Source organism: Paenarthrobacter nitroguajacolicus (assembly GCF_029952445.1).
Lineage (GTDB): Bacteria > Actinomycetota > Actinomycetes > Actinomycetales > Micrococcaceae > Arthrobacter > Arthrobacter nitroguajacolicus_B.
The window spans coordinates 67541-74019 of sequence record NZ_JAQPPK010000026.1; the positions used below are offsets into that span (position 1 = coordinate 67541).

The following is a 6479-nucleotide window of genomic DNA, read 5'->3' on the forward strand; positions in this document are numbered from 1 at the left end:
AAACTGCCTGGTCCCACTCTTGCTGCCGGCATCTGTGCCGCCAAAAAACATTCAACTGATCGGTCCGGGATCAACCGGTCCAATTGTCCGAAGGCCTTCCCCGACCCCGGCTATTTGTTTAACACAGTAACCGATCTGTTATAAACGGACCAAGACTTCTGCATACCGGGTATTCACAAATCGAAGCCAGCAGAGAGCTCTGGGAGGCCGTTTAGGCCCAGGAACCGTACGCTTCCAAGGTATTTTCGGCCAGCCGCGAACAGAGTTCGGCCAGGTCACTTTTTGTCACCTCGGCCATGGACCGGACGGTGTAAGGCACCATGTAGCTCGCGTTCGGGCGGCCGCGGTGGGGATGCGGCGTCAGGAACGGGGAGTCGGTTTCCACCAGGATCCGGTCCGGCTCGGCAATTGCCAGCGCCGAACGCAGATTTGCTGCATTCTTGAAGGTCATGGTTCCCGCGAAGGACATGTACCAGCCATTCTCATTGCAGATCTGGGCCAGGTCCTCGTCCCCTGAGAAGCAATGGAACACCACGCGCTCGGGGGATCCTTCTTCCCGCAGCACCTGCACCACGTCATCGTGGGCATCGCGGTCGTGGATCTGCAATGTCAGCCCCAGCCGCTTGGCGATGTCGATGTGGCGGCGGAACGAGTAACGCTGATGGGTCAGTCCTTCGCCGTGAGTGCGGAAGAAATCCAATCCGGTCTCGCCGATGGCGCGGATCCGGGGGTGGGCTGCCAGATCCTCGATTTCCGCGAGCGCAGATTCCAGTTCGCCGCGTCCCGCGTACACGGGGGCATCGTTGGGGTGGATGGCAACGGCACCCAAGAGCCTGGGGTCCGCTTCCACGGCCTGCACAGTGAAGCGCGAGGACTCCAGGTCGCAGCCAACCTGCACTGCTCCCTGCACCCCCACGGCCTGCGCGGAGTCCATGGCGTCCCGGACTGATACTTCGATCAGGCCGTGCCTGAAGTCCAGGTGCGTGTGGTTGTCCATCACCGGAACGGGCAGGGGTTCCGGGGCAGGTGGGTATTCCCGGCGGGGGTCCGGCTTATCTTCGGCGCCCGGGGACGCGCGGTATGGGGCGGGAGCAAGGGAATCGCACATGCTCCCACCTTAATCGGACTGCGGTCCTCCTGCGGCCCGGGATAAATTCCAGTTGGCACATAAATTCCGGGAGCACTATGTCAGGGACGGCCAAACTCTGGGTAGTCTGGAACGGACAGGCGGCCAGCACCGGCGGTGCCGCGGCCACAGGCTGAAGGGCAATCCATGGAGTCCAAGCGACAAGTCACCGTTGAAACTTCGCCTCTCCAGGGCGGGGCATACAGTCCGCTGCCCAGGGAGGGCGCAGCAGCACTGAACGGGCACCGGCCGCAGGTCATGGATGAGGACGGCTTCCACGATGCCAGCGAGCGCATCCTCGATTCGATCAACAAAGTCATTGATGGAAAGGCCGATGCTGCCAAGCTGGCCCTGACCGTCCTGCTCGCCCAGGGCCATTTGCTGCTCGAGGACGTGCCGGGGGTTGGGAAGACCCTGCTGGCGAAGACGTTGGCCCGAACCGTGGACTGTACGGTATCCCGCATCCAGTTCACCCCGGACCTGCTGCCCTCGGACGTCACGGGCGTGTCCATCTACAACCAGTCCTCCCGGCAGTTCGAGTTCCGCCCGGGAGCTGTGTTCGCGAACATCGTGATCGGCGATGAAATCAACCGCGCGTCGGCCAAGACCCAGTCCGCGCTGCTGGAATGCATGGAAGAGCACCAGGTCACGGTGGACGGCCACTCGTACCAGCTCGGCTCGCCGTTCATGGTGGTGGCCACCCAGAATCCGATCGAGATGGAGGGCACGTACCCCTTGCCCGAGGCCCAGCGAGACCGCTTCATGGCAAGGATTTCCATGGGCTATCCGGACAAGGACGCCGAAATCGAGATGCTTGAGACCCACCAGGCAGCTTCTCCTCTGGTCAAAGTGACACCGGTAGTCACGGCCAGCGATGTCGCTGCCATGATCGCCACCGTCCAACAGGTCCATGTGTCTACAGCCATCAAGGAATATACGGTGGCCATCGGAAGGGCCACCCGCGACAGTGCCCGCCTTCGCTTGGGCGCCAGTCCACGGTCCCTACTGCAGCTTCTGCGTGCGGCGAAGGCTACAGCCGCGCTGGATGGCCGCGATTTTGTCCTTCCCGACGACGTGGTGGATGTTGCCGAATCAGTACTGGCCCACCGGATCATCCTCGACCGCAAAGCAGCCAGTTCCGGCGATACGCCACAGAGTGTCCTCCGGGGAATCCTGGCTTCGCTTCCGGTTGCCCAGGAACCGCCCGGCGCGTGGCGCAGGGACCGCCACGCCGTTTAGGAGGTACCCGCGATGGCACTCATGGACCGGCTTCCCAAGCACCTGTTCACTACCCGGGGCTGGGGCCTTATGGCCGCTGGGGCGATCTCCCTCGGGTCTGCCTATGTCATGGGCCGGCGTGACCTGCTGAGCCTGGCAGTCCTGTTGCTCTTGCTCCCCCTGGTTGCCCTTGCCGGCGTCCGGGTCCTCAAACCGAAGTTCCAGGTGTACCGGGAGTTCAATCCGTCCACCGTGGAAACCTCGAGCACCACGACCGTCCGACTTGCGGTTGCCCGCACGTCCTACTCCACCGGGCACGTCATCATGGAGGAACAGCTGCCGCCCCGCTTCGGCGAGCCGCCGGCCTTCCGCTTCCCGGCCCGATCCGCCTCCGGAGGCACCAGCCGCTATGAGTACCACCTGCGTTCGGGGAAGCGGGGACAGTTCCGGATCGGTCCGGTAACCGCCGAGTTCAGCGATCCCTTTGGCCTTTCCTTGCGGCGGCATTCAATCGACGACGGCGACCTCCTCACCGTGACGCCGGCCGCCGTCGAGCTTCCGGTCACCGGCCTCGCCGGAGCGAGGGGGAACGACGGCGTGACCGCCACCCGGATCCGGGCCAATCCCAGCGACGACGACATCATGACCCGCGAATACCGCCACGGCGACCCCATGCGCCGTGTCCACTGGGCTGCCACAGCGCGCCACGGCCAGTTGATGGTCCGCCAGGAAGAGTCCGTGACGACGCCGGAAGCCACGCTGATCCTGGACCAGCGTTTTTCAGCGTTCGCCACCGGAACGGGATCTGTTTTTGGCGGCCACGATGAAGACTCGGACCTTGTCACGAGTCCCCATTTCGAATGGATGGTCACTGCCGCGATGTCGGTGGCGGCGCATCTGTCCGAGCGGAATTACTCGTTGCGGATCCTCGATGCTTTCGGCGGTCCGGCGTTCCTCCGGTCCCGCTCGGCACCGGATCCGGACGCAGAGGAGTTCACCGGCGCGGGTGGTTTGCAGGCCATCGCGGAGGGGCTCGCAGCCATCGAACTCAGTGGTCCACGGCACTCCCGGCAGGAACATCACCGGTCGGAGAGCCCGGTTTCCGGCCGCACAAGGCCCGAAGGCCCCAGTTCCCAACATCCCGGTTCCCAACATCCCAGTTCCCAACATCCGGGGACCGAACATCCGGGGCCCCGCGAAGTACGACCCGGCCAGGGACCCGCGGACGTCGCGGACTCGGTCTTCGATGACCGCCTCATGGACAAACTGGCGGCCCATCGGCTGCGCGGGCCCCTCCTGGCCTTGCTGGGCGCCCTGACGCCGGCGGAAGCCAGGGCGCTGGCTCCCGCGGCCGCATATGGCGCCAACGCCTTCGCCTTGGTAATCAGCGACACGTCACGAAGCAGTGAGGATGCCCTGGAGATCATGAGGCGGGCGGGCTGGCGCGTTGCCGCAGTGACCACCAAGACCCAGTTGGCATCTGCCTGGTCCGCTTTCGATGAAGGCGGAATAGTCGCCGCTGCAGGGGCTGCCATGGATGTCCGGCGCGGAGCGGCGGTGCCCCGATGACAACCACGTCCCACCGGAATCCGCCGGCTTCTGACCCTGCCAACGGAACGCCGGGCCAGAATCGGACCGCAGCACAACCCCGCCCGCGCGCTGCCGGCCCCGGCCCCTATCCCTGGGTCATGGCCGGCTCCATTGCGGTTGCAGTCCTGGGTGCCGCGTTGTCGCTGAACGGTGTCCTCCGGGGCTGGGCCTGGTTCATGCCGTTGATCACTACTGTCCTGGTGGTTTCCTTGACGCTGGCCGGACTTCGGGCTATCCGCACCCAGCCCTTGCTGGCCACTCTGGGGTCCTTTGTGTCCCTGGCGGCAGTGCTCAGCTTCACGTTTTGTCGCCAGGAAAGCCTGGCCGGTTTCATCCCCACCAGCGGTACCTTTACCGCCGTCGGACGCCTGATCAAACGGGCAGCCGAGACGGTTGTCTCGGAGAGTGCGCCAGTGGCGCCGAACGCCGGGATCGTGTTCGTCATGTGTGCCTGCCTCGGGCTCCTGGTGATCCTCATCGACGCGTTGGCCGTCCCCTTGTCGATGCCCGCCGCCAGCGGCATCGGGATCCTGGCCGTCATGGTGGTTCCGGCAACCATCAAGCCGCAAAGCGTGGGCATTGCCGGTTTCCTGGGCGCGGCGGTGGGCTATCTCCTGATTCTCGGATGCAGCCACTGGTTCGCCCCCGACGCCCGGCTGCAGACGGGAGCCGGGCGGGGCGCCGGCCAGTTCAGGCGCTCGATGGTCACCGGCGGATTGGCCCTTGTTCTGACCATGGTGGTGCCACTCGCGATCCCCGGATTCGAAACGGGCACGTTCCCCCAGGGTTCGCGGCTGAGTCCCTGGGGTACCTCCAACGGGCTCAATCCCATGATCACGTTGGGCAACAGCCTTCGGAGCCCTACCGGCGCGGGCCGCATTACGTACGCGACGAGTTCCAGCGCGCCCCTTTACCTGAGGTCGGTCACCATTGACCATTTCGACGGCGAAACCTGGGCGCCTGATGACCGCACGGCGCAGCGTCGGGCCGGTGCCGACAGGATCGAGACGGGGTATGCGGTCCAGGGCGAAGTGGTCAACGCCGTAACCTCAGTCAATGCCGGCCAGTTCACCAGCCCCTACCTTCCGGCCCCGTTCGCACCGGCCTCGGTCAACGGCCTCAACGGGCGGTGGACCTGGGATCCTGACACCCTGAGCATCATGAGCACCGAGACCACCACGCGTGCCCAGCGTTACGTGGTTTTCTCCGCCGCCCCCAAAATCACCGCCACAGCCTTGGCCCAGGCCACGGCGCCCCCACGCTCCATCTCCGATGACTTCCTCCGGATTCCCGGCAACCTGCCCGACATCGTCCGGCAAACCGCTGATTCGGTGACGGCACCGGCAGGCAACAACAACTACGCCAAAGCACTGGCGATCCAGAAGTACCTGCGTTCCGGCGAGTTCACCTATTCCCTGCAAGCCCCCGTCCAGAACGGCTACGACGGGAACGGCCTGTCAGTCCTGGCCGACTTCCTGACGGTCAAGAGCGGCTACTGCGTCCACTTCTCCTCAGCCATGGCGGTGATGGCACGGGCCGAAGGCATCCCAAGCCGCATCGCAGTCGGTTACGCACCGGGCCGCCTCACCGGCGAATCGGTCGCCTTGGTGGGCCAAGGCTCGTTCCCCGAATATGAGGTGGACGCCCGGGACGCCCACGCCTGGCCCGAACTCTACTTTGAGGGCCTTGGCTGGGTCCCGTTCGAACCCACCCCGTCGCGTGGCGTGGTGCCGGATTACGCAACGGAAAACTCCGTCCCGGGCAACCTCAGCACCAACACCGACGAAAAAGAAACCCTGACCACGCCCGCTCCCGTTGCTACCGCACCTGTTCCAGTCCCGAATGCCGGAACACCCGCGGCCGGATCCCCCGGCGTCAATCCACTCCCGGCCATCGCCGCCGCGACGGCAGGGCTGCTGCTCCTGGCCGCTTTCCTCTGCTCGCCAAGGCTCAGCAGGACCGTCCTCCGGCGCCGCCGCCTGAACGTCAAGCCCAGGGATGACACGGTCGGACTGCCGCCGGGGTACAAGGATCCGGCACCGGAACTGGCGTGGGCCGAGCTGCAGGACCTCGCCAGCGATTACGGCGTTCCTTCGACGCCCAGCGAGACACCCAGGCACTTCTCCAGCAGGTTGCGTTCCAGCGCCGCCTTGGGTGAGTCCGGAGGGCTCGACGACGCCGCGCACCACGCCGTTGCGTCGCTCACCACGGACTTCGAACGGCAACGTTATGGTCGCCTGGCGGTGGCCGCCCCGGCAGCGGCGCCCCGCATCGCCGTCGTGCGTGAGTCGTTGCGGAACAATGCGCGCTGGCTGGTTCGCTTCCGTGCGGACTGGCTGCCGCCGTCGATGATGAGACGCTGGGTCCATGCCCTCGGTGCGCCGTTCCGGGCAGTGGGCTCGCTGGGCAAAGCCACGGGTTGGCTGGCAGTCCGGGCGTGGCGGACCGTGCGGGGCGCACTCCCCCAGCGGCGCCGCTCTCTTATACACCTCCGACGCTGCCGACGAGGAGGGACCCGTGCTCACTCGTGCCGGACCCGGCGGCT

General features: G+C 65.6%; 3 protein-coding genes and 1 pseudogene. 3 read left to right on the forward strand and 1 reads right to left on the reverse strand.

What is annotated here, in order from left to right:
- Positions 1-211 precede the first annotated feature (211 nt).
- Positions 212-1108, reverse strand: coding sequence for a TatD family hydrolase (locus PJL15_RS17720; protein WP_281452452.1), 897 nt, complete (start codon positions 1106-1108; stop codon positions 212-214).
- Positions 1109-1273: 165 nt separating this feature from the next.
- On the opposite strand from PJL15_RS17720, the gene PJL15_RS17725 reads away from it, so the two are divergent.
- From PJL15_RS17725 to PJL15_RS17735, 3 genes and pseudogenes are all read left to right on the forward strand, one after another.
- Positions 1274-2365, forward strand: coding sequence for an AAA family ATPase (locus tag PJL15_RS17725; protein WP_281452453.1), 1092 nt, complete (start codon positions 1274-1276; stop codon positions 2363-2365).
- 12 nt (positions 2366-2377) lie between these two features.
- Complete coding sequence (locus PJL15_RS17730) at positions 2378-3913, forward strand: DUF58 domain-containing protein (protein WP_281452454.1); 1536 nt, start codon at positions 2378-2380, stop codon at positions 3911-3913.
- Positions 3910-6408: pseudogene (locus PJL15_RS17735) on the forward strand (transglutaminase TgpA family protein); the annotation flags it as partial. The gene PJL15_RS17730 and the pseudogene PJL15_RS17735, both read left to right, overlap by 4 nt.
- Between the last annotated feature and the right edge of the window lie 71 nt (positions 6409-6479).

Coding starts and splice junctions, on each gene's coding strand:
- PJL15_RS17720 (WP_281452452.1), bottom strand. CDS start 1,108: ATGTGCGATTCCCTTGCTCCCGCCCCATACCGCGCGTCCCCGGGCGCC.
- PJL15_RS17725 (WP_281452453.1), top strand. CDS start 1,274: ATGGAGTCCAAGCGACAAGTCACCGTTGAAACTTCGCCTCTCCAGGGC.
- PJL15_RS17730 (WP_281452454.1), top strand. CDS start 2,378: ATGGCACTCATGGACCGGCTTCCCAAGCACCTGTTCACTACCCGGGGC.